Here is a 269-nt window from a genome sequence, read left to right on the forward strand (position 1 = left end):
GATCAAGAACTCGTCGGTCTTGTCGTTCGTAGCAGGCTTTGACCTGATGTACCAAGCCGACACGGTGGCCTTTTCCACGTATCAGGTAATCCCGACCTATATCATCACGGGAATCTTCTACCTGATTCTGACGATGCCGCTGAGCTACTACATGAAGCATTTGGAAAAGACAATGAAGCAATAAGGAAAGGGGAGCTGAACAATGAATTTTGCAGGAGCATACAGCCTGATCAACATGCGCTACTTGTTCCAAGGCTTCCTGGTAACCT

Annotated in this window: 1 pseudogene; it reads left to right on the forward strand. The window is 47.6% G+C overall.

Annotated elements, in window-relative coordinates:
* A pseudogene (locus KI210_RS08630) lies at positions 1–184 on the forward strand (amino acid ABC transporter permease); the annotation flags it as partial.
* Between the last annotated feature and the right edge of the window lie 85 nt (positions 185–269).

The organism is Lactobacillus corticis, assembly GCF_018327645.1.
GTDB classification, from domain to species: Bacteria; Bacillota; Bacilli; order Lactobacillales; family Lactobacillaceae; genus Lactobacillus; species Lactobacillus corticis.